The organism is Mammaliicoccus sp. RAM2 (assembly GCF_045897195.1).
Lineage (GTDB): Bacteria > Bacillota > Bacilli > Staphylococcales > Staphylococcaceae > Mammaliicoccus > Mammaliicoccus sciuri.
The window spans coordinates 590,570-610,240 of the sequence record NZ_JBJNWI010000001.1 but is presented as its reverse complement, the minus strand read 5'-3'; the positions used below and the strand labels follow the sequence as shown (position 1 = coordinate 610,240).

Below are 19,671 nucleotides of genomic sequence, written 5' to 3'. Positions count from 1 at the left end.
ATCAGGAACAGAACCAAAAATGAAATTATATTTCTCTTTAAATGTTAAAAGTTTAGAGAGTATTATAGTTGTGTTTGAAAAAATATATTTGAGTAATAAGATATTAGACTTTGCAGAGAAGGAGAATTAGGTTGAATAAAGTAAAAGAAATTAAAGATTTTATAATGAATCCAATAAATGAAAATAGAAATAATAAACGAGTAAGTGATAACGCATACTATTTAAATAAAATTAGAACTACACGAGTACGCAAAGATAGCATCCTCTTTGAATCCTATCATGGAGTTAACTTTACTGGTAATGCATATGCTATATTTAGAAAAATGGTAGATTTATACCCAAAAATGAAGTTTAATATTGCAATAAAAGAATTAGATGATCCGATGATTAAATGGATAAAAAGTACATATAAAAATGCTAATATAAATGTTGTTCAATACGATACTAGAGACTATTTGAAATTATTAGCTACTTGTAAATATTTGGTGAATGATACATCTTTTTTACCGTATTTCACAAAAAGAGATAGTCAAGTTTATATTAATACATGGCACGGTACACCATTAAAAACCTTAGGTTTAGATATTAAAAATAGCGGATTTAATGATCATAAAAATATTCAAAAAAATCTTTTTACAGCAGATAAATTAATTATGCCAAATAAGTTTACTGCAGATAAGCTAATTATGAGTCATGATCTAGATGGGATACTTACTGCAGACGTTGGTATATATGGTAATCCAAGAGTAGATTTAACTCTAAATAGTAAGAGAGAAGATATTGTAGAGAAATACAACTTAACAAATTCGAAAAAAATAGTATTATATGCTCCTACTTGGAAAAAGTCACTTAAAGAAACAACTGAAGAAGATATTAATTATTTGATAATGGAAGTAACGATGCTTCAAGAAAAATTTGGATCTCAATATAAAGTTTATTTAAAAGCACATTACTTTATTTATGAAAAAATAAGAAAACTTGGATTAAAAAATTTAATGATACCAAATTGGGTAGATACAAATGAATTATTAGCTACAGTTGATACATTAATTACAGATTACTCAAGTATTTTCTTTGATTTCTTACCTTTACAAAGACCTATATATTTCTACATGCCAGATAAAGAAATTTATGAAGAAAATAGAGGATTTTATTTAGATATAGATGGTTTGCCCGGTAGTAAAGCATATGGATTATATGAACTTATGGAAAATATTGATAAATATCAAAATAAATACAATACAGCTTTTAAAAAAGAAATAAATGATTATTTAGAAAAATACTGTAGTGATGATAATGGGATTTCTTCAGCAAAGTCCACAGATTTTATACTTAATAAAAGAAAAGAAAGAAAATTATATAATTCCAATAAAAAAGTTATAGTACTTTATGGTGGAGGTTTCTATAATAATGGTATTACAAATTCAGTTATAAACCTAAGTAAAAAAATAGACTATGATAAATATGAAATTATTTTAATAGAAAATGATAAGAAATTTAGAGATAAAATACTTAACATGGAAAGATTAGATCCAAGAGTACATGTAATCAGTAAATTTTCTAGAACAAATAGAAATGTTATTGATACAATTTCTCAAAACATTTTATACAGACAAGGATATGAATCAAAATATATAAATAGAAAGTTAATGAAGGAATATTTTAAACTAGATTATAAAAGAGTATTCGGTAATTTAAACCCTGATATATTAATAGATTATGGTGGTTATAACAAAATGTTTACAGCTTTATTTGCCTTTGCACCTGTAAAACAAAAAGCAATATTTTTACATAATGACATGCAAGGTGAATATGACAAAATTATAGACGGTCGTTATAAACATAGATGGAATTTAAAAGTTATATTTAGCCTATATGATCATTTTGATAAAGTAGTATCTGTTACTGAAAGTGCAAATGAAGCTAATAAGTTAAATCTATCTAAATATATTACAAATCCTGAAAAGAAAATGATTTCAATCAGTAATATCATCAATGGTGATGAAATTGTTGAAATGGCTAAACTAGGCGAAACTAGAAAATATATAGATAATGAAACAGAAATAGAATATCTAATCTTTAATAAATCTGAATCTAAAGATAGTCAAATAACTTTAAAAGCAGTTGAATTACCTAATCCTGAGTTTAACAACTTTGTGAATATAGCAAGACTATCTCCTGAGAAAAATCATGAAGAATTAATTAAATCATTTGTAAATGTAGTTAAAAAACATCCAAAAAGTAGATTATATATTATTGGGGATGGACCACTTAAGAAAAAATTAAATCAATTAATTGTTAGTTTGAAAATGGAAAACAATATATTCCTATTAGGCTTTATAGAAAATCCATTTATGTTTGTTAACAAATGTGATTGTTTTATACTTGCTTCAAATTACGAAGGACAAGGAATGGTCGTAATGGAAGCACAAGTACTTGGCTTACCTGTTATAGGAACAAATGTAGCAGGGATAAATTCTATTATTAATGAAAATAATGGATTATTAGTAGAAAAGAATGTAGAAGCAATAGCTGATGGAATGATACAGTATATAGAACAAGGTATCGTTAAAGAAGAATTTGACTACGAAAATTATAATAATGAAATAATTGATAAATTTTATAATGAAATTGCGGATCCAGAAGAATAATTTAAGAATAACTAAATTAATTTCGGATAATATCCAAGTAAATTCTTAAAATTTAATAGAAGTCGGATTAATGAAAAAATTACTTTTTTATTAGTCCGACTTTTTTGATTCAATAGATAATCTATATTATTATTCTCTTTTAAATTAAAATGTATATACTAACAAATCATTTAACAAATGTATAACCATTATCTAGAAATTCAAAGAAATAATCAATATTTACTTTTGAGAGATTAAATAATATAATTTATGAAAATTAGAATAGTTATACGCAATTATTTTACGTTTGTTAAAATGAATAGGAAGTGTTGTTATGTATTTTTCACTATTCGTTGTAAATAGTGATAATAATAAGAAATTTATAAGTAATTGTATTAAAAGATTGGATAACCAAACTTATAGTGACTTCGAAGTATTATTCTTACATAATGGATCAGAGTTCTTAAATGAAAGGTTATAAAAATACTAATTTAAACCACCAAAATATTGAAAGTGATTTAAGTATTCAAGGTCTAAGAAATTTAGGTATAACTTCAGCTAAGGGTGAGTATGTATTATTTGTTGATTCAGATGACTTCTTGCATCCTAATGCATTGATTTATGCTAAGCAATAATTGATAAAGAAAATATTAACGTTATCAAACTTGGTATTACGAAAACAAATCTAGATATGAAAACGTCATTGAGTAATAGAAATCAAGGGTTCTATAAAGATGATACGATTGAATCTATTCAAAGTATTTTAGAGGGTTTAAATATTGAAACAGATAGAGAACAACAAAATGGTATTATTAATGGATAGTTTGAAAACAATGTAATTAGTCATAAAAGTATTAAAAATAATTAAAAAAAATATATTAGTAAGATTTCTTACTCATTTAAAGTACACCGTTTGTTAATCAATAAAGAATTTTTATTAAACCATAATATTAAGTTTAAGATGATAATGATCTATATGGGGAAATTCCTTTTATAGTAAATTTATATAATCAGACACCAAGTATATATTTAACTTATGCAAAATTATATTATAAATTTATACATAACGACTCTATAAATTATCCTTCTTTAGCTCAAGAAGATATTGATAGTAGATTGTTTTATAGAATGAAGGCGTTTAAAGATTCTCTAAAATATTGTGAGAATCCATTCATAGCTTGTCAAATTAGAAGTAAAGCTATCTTATATTACTTATATAAAGTCATCAAGAATCACAAATTTAAAGAGAGTTATAATAGTATATTACCAATTTATAAAGAATTACATCAGATACTAAAATATTCTTGTGGTAAATTGAAAGTTAGTAAAAGACATGAATTGGAAATTAAATCTGGCAATTTCAAGCTTGCTTATTATATTAGTAAAACTAGAGCTACTGGCTATAAGACTAATCAGTTTATACAACCTGTGAACCAAAGATTTAGACAGAAGAAAGTACAGAAACATGTATTCTCAAAATTACCTATTAAAGAAAATGCAGTTTTATAAGAAAGTTTCTTAGGCAGAAATTATTCTGATAGTCCTAAAACGATATTTAATTATCTATTAGAAAATGAACCTGAATTTAAAAATTCTAATGTAAAAATCATAAGAAGATTTAGTTGGGAATATTTCATGTATGTAATGATTTCAAAATACTTTGTTCTAAATATGAGACAACCAAAGTGGTTATATAAGAAACCTGAGCAAGTTTTACTCTCTACTTGGCATGGTACACCGCTTAAGAAATTAGTATTTGATATGGACAATGTTACTTCAGCAAATAAAAATTATAAATAAGATTTCTATGAACAATCTAGAAATTGGGATTATTTAATTGCTGCCAACAAGTATAGTGAAGACATCTTTAATAGTGCTTTCATGTATCCTAGAGAAGATATTTTGACTTATGGTTACCCAAGAAATGAGATTTTAACGAATCATACTGAAGAACATAAAAATAGCTTGAAGAAAAAACTTGGTATTCCAGTTCATAAGAAAGTAATATTATACGCGCCTACTTGGAGAGATGATCAATTCCATGGACCAGGTCAATATAAATTCTTAATGCAACTAGATTTACAAAGATTGCGAGAAGAACTTGGTGATGAGTATGTTGTCGCATTACGTATGCACTACTTTATATCTGATAACTTAGATTTATCTGAGTTTAAAAACTTTGCGTTTGATTTCCCAAGATATAATGATATCAACGATTTATATATTAGTAGTGATATTCTTATTACAGCTTACTCATCAGTATTCTTTGACTTTGCTAACCTTAGAAAACCAATATTATTCTATACGTATGATTTAGAAAAATATAAAGATGTTTTAAGAGGTTTCTATATTGATATGAACAAAGACTTACCAGGTCCATTATTATTCGATTCTGAACAAGTTATAGATTCTATTAAAAATATTGAAACAGTAGAAAACGATTATCAAGACAAATATGATGAATTCTATAATAAATATTGCTCATTAGACGACGGTAAAGCTACCGAAAGAGTAGTGAAAGAAGTTTTTAAATAAGACGTACAAGGCCCCGAAACAATAGAAATATTCGTTTCGGGGTATTTTTATATACTTTTCTAAAAGTAGGCATTCCTTCATCTTCCTCCCCAATATGTTAAGCTATAACAAACATTTCTTTTTTAGTACGACGTGATAGATATAATACTAAATAGAGGGTTGGGATATTTATGGCATATTTGTTTGATAAGGGGAGATTTGTTACGAAGTCTCGTAATAAATCTAAAGAAATCTATGCGCTTCATGAGCCTATTGATTTTATGAATCAAAAGCGTATTCAAATTGATACGGGTAGTGATTAAATTTTATTCAGCTAGCTAGACAAGATAGTAAGCTACATGAAATGTATAAAGAAATCTTGGCTAATGATTATATTTTGTATTTTCATCAAAATACGCTTTCTAAGTTCTATAAGCGTTCTTATGTTCAAGAATTGTTTCAGAGAAAAGATTTAATCAGACATAAGGAAACATTCTATACGCTAGATGAGCCTGCTGGTAGGAAGTTAAATGATGAGGTATCTAAGAAGTTGCTTGTTATTTTCATTTGTATACCAGATGCTAAGCGATATGATAGTTCGTTGATTCCGAACAGGATGTTTCCTAAGTTCTTTGATGGAATTGAGAGAAGTCTTGTGAAGAATGTTTATACTTTAAGAATAATGGATTTAAATGTTTCACATGGTTCGCATTATATTAGTACGACGATTTATCCTTAATATGAGGAGGGAATTCAGAGTACGATTTTAAAGGTGATGGAAGAATTTAATATTTATAAAGAGCATGTTGTACTTTATGGTGGTTCTAAAGGCGGTATGGGTGCGTTAATATACGGTATCAAAAATAAATTGATAAATAATGTTTTTTCACTTGTACCACAGATACATGCTGTAGATTATATAGATAAAAAATTATCAGATTATAAAAAGCTTTTTTGCCCAGATGGAGATAAGAGAACAGAAAGTTATTTTAATTCAATTTTCTTTAATCCTGACATGTATAATGAAAAAATTGTGAGAATACAAATATATTTTTATATACTGGGGTGGGAGATGAACAATTTAATGAAACACTTAAATTTAATAAATATTTGAATGATAAAAATATCAATAACAACATAATAATTAATTCAAGTTTAAAAAAACATAATGAGATTGTAATGGATAATGTTCCATTTGTTCGATCAGCATTGAAATTAATTGCATTAAGAAAAGAAATGAAAGGTCCAAGATTATATAATATCGACGATAACATTCTAATATTGAGAGATAAATAATGTGTAATTAGAAAATGTATTACTTCTAAAAAAAATTATATTAAGTACTTTAATTTTTTATTGGCATCTATAGAGGTATAATCGCATGAATTGCCTTTTTAAATTATAATAAACTAAATTAAAAATCGAGACTGGGTCAGAAAAGTTCTAGAAAGTAAAAATACAGTGGAAATTCATTTTTATAATTGAATTTCCACTGTATTTCTTTAGACCGCTCAATAACTTTATTATTATATCTTCCAGTGTTTTTTCTCCAGACAAATGTATACTTTTTAGCACTTGCTTCAATCTTAGTACCATCTATGTATATACTATCTTAATCAATGAGATTAAGTTCCACTAATTGAGTTCTACAATTAATAAACAGTGATTTGAGCATTTGATTACATTATGAAGAGAAATCAAATCTATAAGAATTACAACACTAAGATGACCAAACAATTAAAGTGGATTTAGTTGTTTATTTAAATAATTTTTTTTAAGGATTATTATTAAAAGCACCGTCAACATTAATATCTTTCATTTCTTTAACTTCTTTTTCATTATTTAGTGTAAAGACATGAACTTTCAATCCGTGTTTATGTACCTTTTCTACTAATTCTTCATTAATAATATCTTTATTGAAACCAAGTCCGTATGTGAATTTAGATAGTCTTTCCAATTCTTTGTCGTTTAATTTATTTACGTCTTTATCATCTATTAAATGAATTAACGGTATGTTTTCATTTAGTTTATGTATATTTTTGAGACTCGTTTCAGAGAATGATTGAATGATTAAGTTTCCATTTTTTAAACTTTCTTTTTTAAGCAAATCATTATTTTCTAGATCTTTTATTAGTTTTTCATCCATTCCTGGATACATATCTGGATGTTTAGTTTCAATATAAAAATTAGTTTTATCTTTATACTTATTCAAAATATCATTTAATTCTGGTACTTTTTCATTCTTATATTTTTTATCAAACCATGATCCAGCATCTAAGTTTTTTATTTCTTTTAAAGTTTTATCTTTAACTAATCCAGTTCCATTTGTAGTTCTATCTACTTTATTATCATGCATTGCGATTAATTTTTTGTCTTTAGTCATTTGTAAATCTAACTCTGTATAATCTGCATTTTGATTTATTGCTTTATCATAAGATGCATATGTATGTTCTGGTTTAGAACCACTTGCGCCTCTGTGCGCTATGTTTAAATAGTCTTTATCTAAAGTGCTGTTCCCACATCCAGCTAATAATATGCAATTTAATACACTAATACTTATTAATTTCTTCATTTTTCATTCTCCTACAAGTTTATTTAACTATTTATCATAGTATCATTTATTTACATAAAAATACCTTGTTTTTAAGCTAGGTTTTAAATTTTTTCCACCTTTGTAATTCTTAATCTTTCATGCAATACATAACCATTATTATTAAGTGAATATACACAACAAAAACCATTTACGATTTTAAGTACATAAAATCTCTGACTATTTTTATACATTTATAAAAATGATTGATTTAATTATAAAAGAATAGAAGGTTTTTAAAGAATTTGAGAAATGATGATTTAGTGCCTCAAATTAATCAGCATTTAGATGATGGAAATGAATATAAGAAATATGTGATATGTAGTGAGAATGTCGAATTGTATTATAAACAGACAGATTGTATTGATGCATCTAAGATTTACAAAATCAACTTAGCAGATAAACATATTACATCACATCCTGAAGTTTCAAGAAATAGCTTACCGGAACAATTAACCAGCATAAATAATTTCTTTGCAACACATATTTAAAGGTTAGCTCACACGAGCTAACCTTTTTTGATACGATCTTATTCCTCAACGCCTAATTCTTTCTTTGCCATTTTCTCATACGCCGCTTCCCCTGAGTCAATTGCAAATTCAGCGATAAACATTGGGAATACTGCATTTAATTCAATAATATGTTCTTTCATATGTGGCCATGTCGTACCGCCTGCTTTATCATAAGCTTCTATCAGATCATCTAGCCCTTCATCGCCAAATACACGGTGATGTCCCATGAAATCATTGGAGGGGTCTGCGTGACTGGCTTCTGTCCAATCTATAAGACCTGTCACATTTGCTTCTTTATCCACCATAATATGTCCTGGGTGCAAGTCTCCGTGTATCATCGTGACATGATTCGGCCAGAGCTCATCTCTATCTAACCATTTTTGCCATCTATTCCATAAATCAGGGGAGACTCCGAACGTTTCTTTCACTTTATGCATACGTTCTTGATAATCTTGTTTAATTTGTTGAATCGTTGTCGTCTTAATTTCACTTGAAACGAGTTCGTCATCTGTTATTCGATGCAAATCAACAAGTACTTCTGCCAGTGTATTAATAAAGTTCTGAGGCACGGGTTTATGTTCTATTTCCCATACGTATTGTTGTAATTCAGTATCAATTGTAGCTGCAGGTACGCCTGTTAGTTTAGGATACGCAATTAAAGTTTCTTTATGAATTTGCCAATTAGGTACTTCAAATGATACATGTTGTTGTATGAAGTCTACGGTTTCTTTTTCTGAATCTGTTCGCTCGTACACTTCTGGTCTTCTAGGTATACGTAATACCCATTCAACACCATGTCTATCTTCAGCAAATGCTACTTGAAAATCAAGTCCTGATTCGTTTATTGTAATGGATTCAGCTTGAATATCTAAACCACATTCTGCGGCAATCGTGACAATGTTTTCATGTTGTGTCATATTGAGCGCTCCTTAAAGGTTATTTTTATATTTCTTCGTTTCTTATCCGATTTCTCCGTATTTCATCTTATAAGATACATAACCTGATTTATAAAAGTATTTTTGTTTTTCAGCTTCTTTGTAATCCACAAGTCCTAATGCAAGAATCACATTAAAAGCAAAGTCTACTGCACTGGATCCGTTTGCTGTGACGAGGTTCTTATCAACGACACTATCTTCATTCATAAAGTCTAATGCGTTTGTATAGGCTTTGTAGTTCTCTTCTGTCGTCCATTGGTTTAAATCATTTCCTGTATGTTTATATCCCGTAAGTAAACTATTTCGTGCAAAAAAGTCAACGGCCGCACATATTGCGCCTACAACAATATTGTTGTCTAATGACGTCTTAATGAGTTGTACGAGATGTTCATTTTCAATTTGTGACCAATTGTTACCGCCAATGATAATTAAAGCATCGTAAGGCTCTTTAATGTCATCTATTGTATAGTCAACAATTGTCTTCAATTGGCCGATAGATGTCACAGTTGATTCACCTAATGATACTGTATCGATTTCAAATCCGTGCGACATAGCGAGTTCTGCAGCAACGTAACTGACTTCCCAATCTGCATATGCTTCTGTAAGAACGATTAGCGCTTTTTTCATAAAAATAACACCCCTTGTTAAATTTATTTATAGATTATTTTTATCATGATACAAAGACATCTTATATGCAAATGATAACTAACGATATTTATGGTATGATGTAATAAATGATAACGTTTCTCAATTGTAAAAGGGAATATAACGGGAGTGAAAAGTTATGCAAGTTGTACAAAAATTTTTATGGAATGATCGATTCGTAACGGTGGCAATGCCAGTTGGTTATGATGAACAAAATCCTAAACCATTTAAGACAGTAATCGTTCAAGATGGGGATTATATATTTAATAAACTGATTGAAGACAAGCCAAGAAATATTATGTATGTTGGTATTGAACCGGTTGATAGAAATAGGGAGTATACACCATGGGAAGAGAAAGTTGATCAAGCACATTATGCGGGAAATGCTGATCAATATTTAGATATGTTGGAATTTGAATTAATACCATTTCTTAAAGAACATTATCATATCTTTGATGAAGCGGAATATTTAGCAATCGGTGGTGGCTCTTTCGGCGCGTTAGTCTCATTATATGCTTTATTAACACGTCCACACTTATTTGGTAGCTATATCTTAATGTCTGCTTCTATGTGGTATCCGAACTTTTTAGATTTCATTAAAAATAGTAAATCAATAGAGTATCCACGTCATATTTATTGGTATGTAGGTGAGCAAGAAGGGGTAGAATATCCTAATATTTTAAAATGGATGGTACCGAATACGTATGAAGCGGTTGAATTGGTGAAAGAGAAGCTGGTTAATGATGCGTCAACTTTAACGTTTATAACAGATAAAGAAGGCATCCATAGACATGAATACTTTGAAAAATATTTCGACAAAGCGATTCATACGTTGTTTTAGATGTATATAACAATAAAGGACTTAGACATGATGAGGTGTCTAAGTCTTTTTTTGTTGTTTAAATAATTAAATTTAACGTACGTGAATTGCTGATATAATAGGGGTTAACATCGTTTAGGACGAATGAAATAAATGAAGAATGTTTGACAAATAACGTGAATGATATTATAGTTGATTACACAACTAATCAACCAATCATGTTATAGGATAAGGATAAGGAGAATGAAAATGAAACCTACTTTAAATGAAGATACACCTATATTTTTGCAAATTGCAGATATGATTAAAGATGATTTAGTTGAAGGACTTTTGTCAGAAGGTGAACAAATACCTTCCACAACGGAACTTTCAAACTTTTACAATATTAATAGAGCGACGGCTCAAAAAGGTATTGCACTGTTGATGGATGAAGGCATTGTAGCTAAGAAGAGAGGGATTGGTGTATTTATAGCTGAAGATGCGCGCGACAAGCTCGTAAATACAAGAATGCAAGACTTCTCAAACTCTTATATCCAAAACATGGTTAAAGAAGCTAAGAGACTTAATATAAGTAAGGAAGAACTCATAAGAAGGGTGGAACAAGACTATGACAATCATTGATATTCAGAACATGTCGTTTAAGTATAAAGATGAATATGTACTTCAAGATTTAACACTTCAAGATGATGAACCAATGATTATTGGTTTATGGGGACGAAATGGTTCTGGTAAGACGACGTTAATGAAACTCATGTCAGGTCAAGAAAAACAAAATTCAGGTGACATAGCGATATTAAACTATAAACCTTATAACAATGCAGAAGCTTCAAAGCAAATTACGTATTTAAGAGAGAATCACTTCTTTGGAAAGTCATGGAATGTAAATGACGCGATGAAATTTGCAGCGATGTTCAATGACAATTGGGATCAAGAAGAAGCGGATTATTTAATAGATTTATTTGAACTACCACGAAAGAAGAAGATTCGAAACTTTTCTAAAGGTATGAAATCAATGGTTCAAAGTATAATTGGGCTTGCAAGTCATGCACCTGTAACAATGTTAGATGAACCGACAAACGGATTAGATGCTTATATGAGAAAGTTATTTACACAAGCGTTGAGAGAATCGTTCGAAGCGGATCCGAGATATATTATGATAGCTTCTCATCATATTAAAGAAATTGAGAAGATATGTGAAAAGCTCATTGTTATATTTGATCATCGTGTGAAGTTACATGAACCGATTGAATACTTTCAATCTAGAGGTGCGATATTAGTTGGTAAATTAGAGGATATCCATCAAATTACTTCTAAGGATGCTATTATCGAGCAATCAACGATTATGAGTCAGCATAAAGTGATGGCGGATATCCCTTATGATGCAGCATTACAAGAACAGTGTAGAGCGTTGAATGTGAAAGTTGATAAAGCAAGTATTCAAGATTATTTAGTAAATATGACAATGACAAAGGAGGCTAATCATGGGTGATTTAAAAGGGTCTTTCTCGATTATCTTTAAAGAACTAAAAGTACAATTATATACGTTTAGTATCGTACTTGTTGTTTTAGCCGCGATATACTTTGTAATTGGATTTTATATTGAACCATCAGATTCATTTAATCCTTTATTATCTGGGCCAGTATACGGCATATTAGGTTTCTTACCATTATTCATGTTTGGTGATCCACTTAAATCATCAATTGAACTTGGTGCGACAAGAAGACAGTATATCGTAAGTTTATGGCTAAGTTACATTATATTTATAGTTATGATGCTTATCATTCAAGAAGTGATTAGCTTTATATTAGAACGTGTAGCAAGTGTGACGAATAGCGACGTAACACTTATGAGAATATCGGATATACTGCCTAACGCTAGTGGATTGGATAGTATGTGGGTGGATTTCCTAGCTATTTTGTTTATCGCAGGAATTTGTTTCTTACTCGGTGCGATTATTTATCGCATAGGTGTTATCCCAACAATAATCGGTGTACTATTTCTAGGTGTCATCGTATTTATCTGGTTTGTACTCGGTGATTTCACGCCATTCTTCAAATGGGTATATCAGCATATTTATGAAATGTTTCATATATTAGGCGCAATTGGAATCATATCAGCATTATGTATATATCCAATTATGATTCAAGCAAGATTGAAGGCATAGAAGTAAAAGGCTAGGACAACTTGAATTGTCCTAGCCTTTTATAATGCGATGTGACAGGGCATGTGACAATATTGTTCGTTGTATTTTTTTGTATAAATGATAAATTATAACAAGGAATTAAGGGAGGCATTTGTTATGAATCCAACTGCATCGAATCATCGTATTTATGAATTAGATTATATTAGAGGATTTGCTTTATTAGGTATTATTTTTCTTAATGTTTCGAGCATTATACAAGTACCATTTGATTTTTCATTATTAGAAGTTCGTTATCAGAAGTTTTTAGATATATTTATTGAATCAAAGTTTATGTCGATTTTTTCATTTTTGTTTGGTGTTGGTTTTTATATTTTTATCAATCGTGCGAAAGAAAAAAGTGAGCAACCATATGTAATTTATTTGAGAAGAATTGTAATATTGGCGCTGTTAGGATTAGGACATATGCAACTCCAACCGGGAGAGGTATTGCTTGTTTACGCTATATTTGGTTTAGTATTGCTACCACTGTTTAAAGTGAATAAATGGGTGAATTTCGCAATCGGTATGATACTCTTATGCGTAGCGATTGGATTGGGCGGTAAAATATTAATGCCGCTTCCACTGTTCACTTTAGGTTTAACATTTGCCCAATTTGGTCTACATCAAAAAATGTACCAACATAGACAGTATTATGCCATTATTGCGCTATTGACGATGATCATTTCGGTAATCGGCATCTATTACTTAAATCAAATCTACGTTGGCGCTTCTTACCAAGCGATTAAATATACAGGTATTACTGAAGCGCAATATTTGAAACAATATGCTTTAACGAATCAATTGATTTTAATTTTGAGTCCAATTATGACGATATGTTACTTTAGTGTACTCGTCACGTTGTTACAATATAAAGTCGTGCAACAATTATTGAAACCGTTAAGAACGTATGGGCAAATGGCACTTACGAATTATATCGGGCAGACGTTATTGATACTATTGTTTAGCTATGGATTAGGTTTGTCAGATTGTCGTTTAATCCATACAGCGAATCTTTGTTTAATCATTCTTGTGATACAGTTAATATTCTCAAGTTTATGGCTAAGTTACTTTAAATATGGTCCGTTAGAATACTTGTGGAAAATCGGTACTTATTTCAAGATATTTCCAATAAAATAATAGAGACTGGGACATAATGTAATGTCTCAGTCTCTTGTAGTATCTTGGCAGTAGATGACTGAATTGAAATGCGCTTGTACCAAGCTTTTTCAACTCTAGTCACCCTTGCCGGGGCGGGACTACGAAATCTTTTTTTACAAAGTAGATTTCTGTCCCGCTCCCTTTTTATATGATTTCAATCATAATTTTAGTGATATATTCATTCTCATTATTTTTAATAACTGAATCAAATACATATTCTTCATATACATATTCACCCATCGTTAAATTCAATTCATCGATTTTATTTAGCATTTTGTTATACGCTTCTTCAACATGTTCATCAATCCCAATATAATAACCGACTAAATATTTACCTTTTAACGTAACGGTATTTTTGTAGTGCTTTTTAGAATTTGGGATATTCACGTAAAGGTAACTATAATGATAATAATTACCACTTAAAATATCATTTTTATGCGTTACGACACCAATTGGCTGACTAGAAAAAATTTCGTGTGATTTCAGCTCATCAATAAACTGGTTAATCGAAATTAAGAAATCGAGTTCTGAAGCATTCGCGATGTTGTCACTGATATAGAAAGTCATTTCATCATATTCTTCAATTTCAATTTGATCAAAGGATGTTTCCATTGCATCTCTGATGAGTTGAATCTTACTATCAATGATCATTTCATTGTATTCTAAATGCTTCTTCTGCTCTTGGATCGTTTTCTTCTGTTGTGTCATCAAATTTAAAAAGTGCTCTGGTGATTTATTTTGTGTGTATTCTTTAATTTCTTTTAATGGCATGCCGAGTTCTTTCAATAAAGTAATCACACTTATAAGTTCAATTTGTTTAATGGAGTAATATCGGTACCCAATTTCATTTTTATAATCTGGTTTAAAAAGATTGATTTTATCATAGTATATGAGTGTCTGACGGCTAACATTTGTTAAGCTTGCAAACTCACTTATAGGTATTTGATTAATTTTTTGCATAAATTAAGTTCCTCCTATTGACTGTATAGTTACTATACACTATAAATTGTATATATTAAAGATTGCATTATGTTATGCAAATCAAAATAAATAGATTAGAATATAGTGAAAATCACTTAATATTTATAAAAGTAATGAAGAAGGAGGTCTAAAATGAATAATAAGTTAAATGTTTTATATTTTAATATATTTTTAATGTTTTTAGGTATTAGTATTGTCATACCAGTATTACCTACAATTTTGCATGATTTAGATTTAAATGGAAGTGATTTAGGCATGCTGGTCGCAGTATTTGCAATGTTCCAAATGATCGCTTCACCGTTTGGAGGACGATTTGCAGATAAGTTTGGCAAAAAAATTATTATCATTATCGGCCTGCTGTTATTCTCCATTTCAGAATTTATTTTCGCAATGGGTAATACATTTTCAATACTTTTAGTTTCAAGAGTATTAGGTGGCATTAGTGCAGCGTTTGTCATGCCTGGTGTAAATGGTATGATTGGTGATTTATCAACTTCAGAAAATAGAGCAAAGAACTTTAGTTATATGTCAGCCGTTATTAATACAGGGTTCATAGTTGGACCAGGTGTAGGAGGATTCTTAGCAGAAATTTCGCATAGAATGCCTTTTTATTTTGCTGGTGCACTTGGAATCATCGCTTTGTTATTCTCAGTATTCCTTTTAAAAGAAGCAAGTGACGATGATTCAAATGAAACAGCACGTCCTAAAGTCAAAGAGCCATTTCCATATAAATTGTTTGTCGTACCGGTCATCATTATGTTGATATTGTCTTACGGTTTAGCATCTACCGAAACAATGTTCTCATTATATACAGCAGAGAAAGTAGGCTTTGAACCGAAAGATATTTCTATCGCGATTACAGGCGGAGCAATAGTAGGGGTTATATTCCAATTATTCTTATTCGAGAAACTTGTCGGTAAGATCGGTGAAATTAAATTAACGCTATTCTCATTAATCTACTCAGTGTTAATTCTAGGAGCTTTTGTATATGCTTCTCACTACATTACAGTGATGTTAGTCAGTTTCGTAATATTTATAGGATTTGATTTGATCAGACCATCTATGACGAACTATTTCTCTAAATTAGCAGGTAATAACCAAGGAACAGCAGGTGGCTTGAACTCAGCAGCCACAAGTGTTGGTAACTTGATAGGACCATTAGTAGCCGGAGCAGCATTCGATATTAAAATCGACTTCCCGTTATTTATTGCCATGGCATTCTTTATCATCGCTTCAATTATCATCGCATTTTATAGACCAGATAAATTAAAATTCTAATAAAAAGTCAGGGACATCTCGCGTGATGTCCCTGACTTTCTTTTTCGGAGAAGTAAATGGGGTGAGGAGTGTATTGGGGATGGTGTGATGGATAGAGAGGTTTGTAATTATAGAAATGGGGTCGACAAGATAAATAGGAGCGTTATATTTATCAAGATTGGCCAAACAAGATAAATAGGAACCTCGAATATTGCAAGTGGAGCGTAACAAGCAACATTGGAGGCCTGAATATTGCAAGTGGAGGGTGACTAGCAACATTGAGGGCCTTAATATTGCAAGTGGAGCGTGACAAGCAACATTGGAGGCCTGAATATTGCAAGTGGAGGGTGACTAGCAATGTTGGAGCCGTGAACATTGCAAGTGGACCATGACTAGCAACATTGGAGGCCTGAATATTGCAAGTGGAGGGTGACTAGCAACATTGAGGGCCTTAATATTGCAAGTGGAGGGTGACTAGCAATGTTGGAGCCGTGAACATTGCAAGTGGAGGGTGACTAGCAATGTTGGAGCCGTGAATATTGCAAGTGGAGGGTGACTAGCAATGTTGGAGCCGTGAATATTGCAAGACTACCCAAACAAGCAACATACGCTTCCTCAAATACCTCCATCACTCACCAAATACATGCTTCCACCACATCTCAAATATGATAAAAGGCTGAGATAGCGGTCAATTTCCGCTGTCTCAGCCTTTCTTTTTATTATATTTGATTTAATGCTTGGTTTAAGTCTTCTACTAAGTCTTCTGTATCTTCTATACCTATAGATAAACGGATCATGCCGTCTGCGATACCTTCTTTATGACGAATTTCTGCTGGTATTGATGCATGTGTCATAAGACTTGGTACTGAAATTAAACTTTCTACTGCGCCTAAGCTTTCTGCTAATGTGAATAATTTTGTATGTTTAATCACTTCTTTTGCTTTTTCTACATCAGCGACTTCAAATGAAATAATACCTGGGTATCCTGAAGCTTGTTTGAAGTGAATGTCGCGATTCACATGGTCTTCGTTTAATGGATGAATTGTTTTAACAACATTTTCATGTTTGTTTAATAATGCTACGACTTCTTTAACGTTCCTATTAATTTGTTCTACTCTTAAACCTAATGTTTTGATACCACGTGTTAATAAATAACTATCTTGAGGCCCTAAAATACCACCAGTTGAATTTTGGATGAAACCAATTCTGTCTCCAAGGCTTTCGTTTGCTGTTACAACTAAACCTGAAACAACATCACTATGTCCGCCTAAGTATTTAGTAGCTGAGTGAAGAACAATATCAGCACCTAAGTCTAATGGATTTTGGTAATAAGGTGTCATAAATGTATTATCTACAACAGTTAACATGTCATGTTTTTTAGCGATGTCACTTGCTGCTTTAATATCTGTTACTTGAAGTAACGGATTTGATGGTGTTTCGATAAATAACATTTTAGTTGTGTCTTTAATAGAAGATTCGATATTGCTTACATCAGTTGTATTGATAAAATCAAATTCAATACCGAAGCGAGAGAATACTTTTGTTAATGCGCGGTAAGTACCACCGTATACATCTGAATTAATTAAAATATGGTCACCTTTGTCTAATAACATGATGACTGCTGAGATTGCTGCCATACCAGAACCGAAAGCATAACCATTTGTACCGTGTTCTAAATCCGCAATTAATGTTTCTAATGCCGAACGAGTAGGGTTAGCTGTTCTTGAATATTCATAACCTTGTCTTAAATTTCCGATTCCGTCTTGTTCATAAGTGCTTGTTTGATAAATTGGTGTTGTTACCGCACCTGTATATGCATCTGTTGTTTTACCACCATGGATGAGTAATGTTTTTTTATTCATAATCTTTTCCTCCATAATTAAATATATTTTTAGACATATATCTATCACTGCCATCAGGGAAAATGACGACGATATGTCCTTGTTCGATTTGTTTTGAAAGGTCAATTGCTGCTTGTAATGCTGCGCCTGATGAACTACCAGCAAGAATACCCTCATTTAGTGCAAGACCTGATACATTTGTAAATGCATCTCGATCCGAAATGACTTTAATATCATCGATTAAATCTCGCTTTAGAAATGGTGGCCACTTTTCAACGCCAATACCTTCAGTATCGTGAGCATGCGCTTCGCCACCAGCAAGAATGCTTCCTTCAGGTTCTACAATGATATTTCGTACTTGATGTTCTTTCATGACTGAAGCTATTCCTGTAAAAGTTCCGCCAGAACCAGCGCCAGCAATCAAATGTGTGATGTCTCGACATTGTTCAAGAATTTCTGTCGCTAAAGTATGAATATATGCTTGTGGATTTTCTTCATTTTCAAATTGATTGATATAATAAGCGCCGTATTGTTCAGCGTAGGACTGTGCTTGTTGACGGGCACCTAACATACCTTCAGAACGTGGTGTTCTTCTTACTTCTGCCCCTAAAGCTTTCATGATATTCATTTTTTCTTCAGAAAAGCCTTCAGGTGCAAAGATAACGCAGTTAATATTGTAATGGTTCGCTACGATAGCAAGTCCTATACCTGTGTTACCGGCAGTGGCTTCAACTATCGTATCTCCAGAATGAATATTACCTTCAGCTAGTGCATGTTCTATCAAGTGCTTGCCTAGTCGATCTTTAATGCTGCCACCTAAGTTATAACTTTCTAATTTCGCAAATATTTTCACGTTGTCTGTACTGTAATGTTCCAATAAGACAAGTGGTGTATTCCCGATTAAATCGAATGCTTTCATCCCATTACCCCAATATAAATTAATAAATACCTTAGTTTTTCAATAAGAATTATAGGTTAAACATTATTAAAAATCAACTAAATTAAATTTGTTAGAATATTGAAAATATAATAAAAACAAAGTTAGTATATTTTTTATACTCAAAACTGTTGACATTTATTAGTAAGGGCGTTATAGTTATCTCGAAATCGAAATAATATTTGAATAGGTGATGAACATGGATAGAACGAAAGAATCATTAAAAGCGCTAGTAGGTATAAAACGTACAAATGATACGTTAGATCGTATTGTTAAACAAGATATGAAAAACTACGGTTTAAATATTACTGAATTTGCTGTAATGGAACTTTTGTATCATAAAGGTGATCAGCCTATTCAAAAAGTAAAACAACGCATTTTAATCGCAAGCAGCAGTACAACTTACGTCATCGATCAACTTGTTAAGAAAGGATATGTAACACGTCGACAAGATGAGCAAGATAAACGTATTATGTATGCTGTTCTGACTGAAAGTGGTCATGAATTGATGGAACGTATTTTTCCACAACATGCCGAAACAATTGAAAAAGCATTTTCGATATTAGATGACGAAGAGCTTGCGATTTTTCGTAGAGCACTTAAAAAAATAAGCGCAAATTCTACTGAGTAGGGGATAGCGCAAATTTTTTTACAACTTATTATTTCGA

At 30.9% G+C, this 19,671-nt stretch carries 22 protein-coding genes and 1 pseudogene; 17 read left to right on the top strand and 6 right to left on the bottom strand.

Annotated elements, in window-relative coordinates; all coding sequences use genetic code 11:
- Positions 1–131: 131 nt before the first annotated feature.
- The 9 genes and pseudogenes from ACJTHF_RS03150 (at position 132) to ACJTHF_RS03110 (ending at position 6,258) form a co-directional block, all read left to right on the top strand.
- Positions 132–2,651: a glycosyltransferase gene (locus tag ACJTHF_RS03150; RefSeq protein WP_232156747.1), complete on the top strand. Its 2,520-nt coding sequence runs from the start codon at positions 132–134 to the stop codon at positions 2,649–2,651.
- Between the two features lie 313 nt (positions 2,652–2,964).
- Positions 2,965–3,111: a glycosyltransferase family A protein gene (locus ACJTHF_RS03145; protein WP_142399216.1), complete on the top strand. Its 147-nt coding sequence runs from the start codon at positions 2,965–2,967 to the stop codon at positions 3,109–3,111.
- The gene (locus ACJTHF_RS03140; protein WP_107603572.1) at positions 3,098–3,265 is read left to right on the top strand and encodes a glycosyltransferase family A protein; all 168 of its coding nucleotides are present in this window, start codon (positions 3,098–3,100) and stop codon (positions 3,263–3,265) included. The genes ACJTHF_RS03145 and ACJTHF_RS03140 overlap by 14 nt, the downstream gene beginning before the upstream one ends.
- A gap of 56 nt (positions 3,266–3,321) precedes the next feature.
- Entirely contained in the window at positions 3,322–3,453 is a 132-nt protein-coding gene (locus ACJTHF_RS03135) for a hypothetical protein (protein WP_269669231.1), read from the top strand.
- 305 nt (positions 3,454–3,758) lie between these two features.
- Positions 3,759–4,139, top strand: coding sequence for a hypothetical protein (locus ACJTHF_RS03130; RefSeq protein ID WP_232179847.1), 381 nt, complete (start codon positions 3,759–3,761; stop codon positions 4,137–4,139).
- Positions 4,140–4,181: 42 nt separating this feature from the next.
- A pseudogene (locus ACJTHF_RS03125) lies at positions 4,182–5,165 on the top strand (CDP-glycerol glycerophosphotransferase family protein).
- A gap of 170 nt (positions 5,166–5,335) precedes the next feature.
- The gene (locus ACJTHF_RS03120) at positions 5,336–5,467 is read left to right on the top strand and encodes a hypothetical protein (RefSeq protein WP_269669230.1); all 132 of its coding nucleotides are present in this window, start codon (positions 5,336–5,338) and stop codon (positions 5,465–5,467) included.
- Between the two features lie 56 nt (positions 5,468–5,523).
- A complete protein-coding gene (locus ACJTHF_RS03115) occupies positions 5,524–5,883 on the top strand; it encodes an XcbB/CpsF family capsular polysaccharide biosynthesis protein (protein WP_142242762.1) in 360 nt (119 codons plus the stop codon).
- Between the two features lie 36 nt (positions 5,884–5,919).
- Positions 5,920–6,258 carry a hypothetical protein gene (locus tag ACJTHF_RS03110; protein WP_078355099.1) on the top strand — a complete coding sequence of 113 codons (339 nt, stop codon included), beginning with the start codon at positions 5,920–5,922 and terminating at the stop codon, positions 6,256–6,258.
- A 660-nt stretch (positions 6,259–6,918) separates the two neighbouring features.
- Here ACJTHF_RS03110 and ACJTHF_RS03105 read toward each other — a convergent pair.
- A complete protein-coding gene (locus ACJTHF_RS03105; RefSeq protein WP_107603191.1) occupies positions 6,919–7,716 on the bottom strand; it encodes a glycerophosphodiester phosphodiesterase family protein in 798 nt (265 codons plus the stop codon).
- A gap of 263 nt (positions 7,717–7,979) precedes the next feature.
- Between ACJTHF_RS03105 and ACJTHF_RS03100 the strand changes: the two genes are divergently transcribed.
- The gene (locus ACJTHF_RS03100) at positions 7,980–8,225 is read left to right on the top strand and encodes a hypothetical protein (protein ID WP_107603192.1); all 246 of its coding nucleotides are present in this window, start codon (positions 7,980–7,982) and stop codon (positions 8,223–8,225) included.
- Positions 8,226–8,263: 38 nt separating this feature from the next.
- On the opposite strand, the gene ACJTHF_RS03095 is transcribed toward ACJTHF_RS03100, so the two are convergent.
- Positions 8,264–9,163, bottom strand: coding sequence for a macrolide 2'-phosphotransferase (locus ACJTHF_RS03095; RefSeq protein ID WP_107603193.1), 900 nt, complete (start codon positions 9,161–9,163; stop codon positions 8,264–8,266).
- Positions 9,164–9,205: 42 nt separating this feature from the next.
- Entirely contained in the window at positions 9,206–9,808 is a 603-nt protein-coding gene (locus tag ACJTHF_RS03090; RefSeq protein ID WP_058591817.1) for a DJ-1/PfpI family protein, read from the bottom strand.
- 157 nt (positions 9,809–9,965) lie between these two features.
- On the opposite strand from ACJTHF_RS03090, the gene ACJTHF_RS03085 reads away from it, so the two are divergent.
- The 5 genes from ACJTHF_RS03085 to ACJTHF_RS03065 all read left to right on the top strand — a co-directional run bounded on the left by ACJTHF_RS03085 (position 9,966) and on the right by ACJTHF_RS03065 (position 13,966).
- Positions 9,966–10,667, top strand: coding sequence for an alpha/beta hydrolase (locus tag ACJTHF_RS03085; RefSeq protein ID WP_084755254.1), 702 nt, complete (start codon positions 9,966–9,968; stop codon positions 10,665–10,667).
- 228 nt (positions 10,668–10,895) lie between these two features.
- Entirely contained in the window at positions 10,896–11,267 is a 372-nt protein-coding gene (locus tag ACJTHF_RS03080) for a GntR family transcriptional regulator (RefSeq protein WP_025905784.1), read from the top strand.
- The gene (locus ACJTHF_RS03075) at positions 11,254–12,135 is read left to right on the top strand and encodes an ABC transporter ATP-binding protein (RefSeq protein WP_232156744.1); all 882 of its coding nucleotides are present in this window, start codon (positions 11,254–11,256) and stop codon (positions 12,133–12,135) included. Before ACJTHF_RS03080 ends, ACJTHF_RS03075 begins: the two co-directional genes overlap by 14 nt.
- Positions 12,128–12,811: a hypothetical protein gene (locus ACJTHF_RS03070; protein ID WP_107616971.1), complete on the top strand. Its 684-nt coding sequence runs from the start codon at positions 12,128–12,130 to the stop codon at positions 12,809–12,811. Before ACJTHF_RS03075 ends, ACJTHF_RS03070 begins: the two co-directional genes overlap by 8 nt.
- A 135-nt stretch (positions 12,812–12,946) precedes the next feature.
- Positions 12,947–13,966 carry a DUF418 domain-containing protein gene (locus ACJTHF_RS03065; protein ID WP_172968515.1) on the top strand — a complete coding sequence of 340 codons (1,020 nt, stop codon included), beginning with the start codon at positions 12,947–12,949 and terminating at the stop codon, positions 13,964–13,966.
- A 165-nt stretch (positions 13,967–14,131) separates the two neighbouring features.
- Here the strand turns inward: ACJTHF_RS03065 and ACJTHF_RS03060 are convergent, their stop codons facing one another.
- Entirely contained in the window at positions 14,132–14,947 is an 816-nt protein-coding gene (locus ACJTHF_RS03060) for a MerR family transcriptional regulator (RefSeq protein WP_049319595.1), read from the bottom strand.
- 153 nt (positions 14,948–15,100) lie between these two features.
- On the opposite strand from ACJTHF_RS03060, the gene norA reads away from it, so the two are divergent.
- Positions 15,101–16,246 (top strand): multidrug efflux MFS transporter NorA, encoded by a 1,146-nt coding sequence (gene norA / locus ACJTHF_RS03055; RefSeq protein ID WP_048541708.1) that lies wholly within the window; start codon positions 15,101–15,103, stop codon positions 16,244–16,246.
- 698 nt (positions 16,247–16,944) lie between these two features.
- Here norA and ACJTHF_RS03050 read toward each other — a convergent pair.
- Positions 16,945–18,087 (bottom strand): aminotransferase class I/II-fold pyridoxal phosphate-dependent enzyme, encoded by a 1,143-nt coding sequence (locus ACJTHF_RS03050; RefSeq protein ID WP_232156742.1) that lies wholly within the window; start codon positions 18,085–18,087, stop codon positions 16,945–16,947.
- Positions 18,080–18,985, bottom strand: coding sequence for a PLP-dependent cysteine synthase family protein (locus ACJTHF_RS03045; protein WP_078355108.1), 906 nt, complete (start codon positions 18,983–18,985; stop codon positions 18,080–18,082). Before ACJTHF_RS03045 ends, ACJTHF_RS03050 begins: the two co-directional genes overlap by 8 nt.
- A gap of 217 nt (positions 18,986–19,202) precedes the next feature.
- On the opposite strand from ACJTHF_RS03045, the gene ACJTHF_RS03040 reads away from it, so the two are divergent.
- Complete coding sequence (locus ACJTHF_RS03040) at positions 19,203–19,634, top strand: MarR family winged helix-turn-helix transcriptional regulator (RefSeq protein WP_048541713.1); 432 nt, start codon at positions 19,203–19,205, stop codon at positions 19,632–19,634.
- Positions 19,635–19,671 lie beyond the last annotated feature (37 nt).

What these genes read in the sequence shown, in the direction of transcription:
- ACJTHF_RS03145 (WP_142399216.1), top strand. Translation starts at nt 2,965, where the DNA reads ATGTATTTTTCACTATTCGTTGTAAATAGTGATAATAATAAGAAATTT.
- ACJTHF_RS03140 (WP_107603572.1), top strand. Translation starts at nt 3,098, where the DNA reads ATGAAAGGTTATAAAAATACTAATTTAAACCACCAAAATATTGAAAGT.
- ACJTHF_RS03135 (WP_269669231.1), top strand. Translation starts at nt 3,322, where the DNA reads ATGAAAACGTCATTGAGTAATAGAAATCAAGGGTTCTATAAAGATGAT.
- ACJTHF_RS03130 (WP_232179847.1), top strand. Translation starts at nt 3,759, where the DNA reads ATGAAGGCGTTTAAAGATTCTCTAAAATATTGTGAGAATCCATTCATA.
- ACJTHF_RS03120 (WP_269669230.1), top strand. Translation starts at nt 5,336, where the DNA reads ATGGCATATTTGTTTGATAAGGGGAGATTTGTTACGAAGTCTCGTAAT.
- ACJTHF_RS03110 (WP_078355099.1), top strand. Translation starts at nt 5,920, where the DNA reads ATGGAAGAATTTAATATTTATAAAGAGCATGTTGTACTTTATGGTGGT.
- ACJTHF_RS03105 (WP_107603191.1), bottom strand. Translation starts at nt 7,716, where the DNA reads ATGAAGAAATTAATAAGTATTAGTGTATTAAATTGCATATTATTAGCT.
- ACJTHF_RS03095 (WP_107603193.1), bottom strand. Translation starts at nt 9,163, where the DNA reads ATGACACAACATGAAAACATTGTCACGATTGCCGCAGAATGTGGTTTA.
- ACJTHF_RS03090 (WP_058591817.1), bottom strand. Translation starts at nt 9,808, where the DNA reads ATGAAAAAAGCGCTAATCGTTCTTACAGAAGCATATGCAGATTGGGAA.
- ACJTHF_RS03085 (WP_084755254.1), top strand. Translation starts at nt 9,966, where the DNA reads ATGCAAGTTGTACAAAAATTTTTATGGAATGATCGATTCGTAACGGTG.
- ACJTHF_RS03080 (WP_025905784.1), top strand. Translation starts at nt 10,896, where the DNA reads ATGAAACCTACTTTAAATGAAGATACACCTATATTTTTGCAAATTGCA.
- ACJTHF_RS03075 (WP_232156744.1), top strand. Translation starts at nt 11,254, where the DNA reads ATGACAATCATTGATATTCAGAACATGTCGTTTAAGTATAAAGATGAA.
- ACJTHF_RS03070 (WP_107616971.1), top strand. Translation starts at nt 12,128, where the DNA reads ATGGGTGATTTAAAAGGGTCTTTCTCGATTATCTTTAAAGAACTAAAA.
- ACJTHF_RS03065 (WP_172968515.1), top strand. Translation starts at nt 12,947, where the DNA reads ATGAATCCAACTGCATCGAATCATCGTATTTATGAATTAGATTATATT.
- ACJTHF_RS03060 (WP_049319595.1), bottom strand. Translation starts at nt 14,947, where the DNA reads ATGCAAAAAATTAATCAAATACCTATAAGTGAGTTTGCAAGCTTAACA.
- norA (WP_048541708.1), top strand. Translation starts at nt 15,101, where the DNA reads ATGAATAATAAGTTAAATGTTTTATATTTTAATATATTTTTAATGTTT.
- ACJTHF_RS03050 (WP_232156742.1), bottom strand. Translation starts at nt 18,087, where the DNA reads ATGAATAAAAAAACATTACTCATCCATGGTGGTAAAACAACAGATGCA.
- ACJTHF_RS03045 (WP_078355108.1), bottom strand. Translation starts at nt 18,985, where the DNA reads ATGAAAGCATTCGATTTAATCGGGAATACACCACTTGTCTTATTGGAA.
- ACJTHF_RS03040 (WP_048541713.1), top strand. Translation starts at nt 19,203, where the DNA reads ATGGATAGAACGAAAGAATCATTAAAAGCGCTAGTAGGTATAAAACGT.